The organism is Microbulbifer hainanensis, from assembly GCF_014904735.1.
GTDB lineage: Bacteria > Pseudomonadota > Gammaproteobacteria > Pseudomonadales > Cellvibrionaceae > Microbulbifer > Microbulbifer hainanensis.
On the sequence record NZ_JACZCR010000069.1, the window covers coordinates 1 to 369 of the forward strand.

Annotated in this window: 1 protein-coding gene; it reads right to left on the reverse strand. The window is 56.4% G+C overall.

From position 1 onward, the window contains the following. On the reverse strand, nucleotides 1-279 hold a 279-nt coding region (locus tag IG168_RS20360), incomplete at its 3' end, for a transposase (protein ID WP_193166439.1). Nucleotides 280-369: the final 90 nt, after the last annotated feature.

Here is a 369-nt window from a genome sequence, read left to right on the forward strand (position 1 = left end):
GCCGTGACGGGTCGTGACAAAGAGGAAGATCGCGTAGAACCACAGTTGCAGCGGAGTGCGGCTGTCCTGAAAGATCGTACCGGCGCACGGATACAGATGCGCGCCACAGTGAGCGCAGGCATACGCCTTGCGATTGGTCATCCGGTGGAAGCTGCTTTCCGTCCCGCAGTCACGGCAGACGTGGCGCAGACCGTAGCGGACCTCCATGACGTGATGCAGGCACGCATCGTCATCCGGGAACCGCTTGAAGAAATCGCGAACTGTGAACTTACCTGACATGGGTGCCTCCGTTGACACCCTTAATATAGGCGATCAGCTTACTTGCTTCAAGGGGATAATCCCGTTTCTTTTAATAAAGCCGTCGTGTAG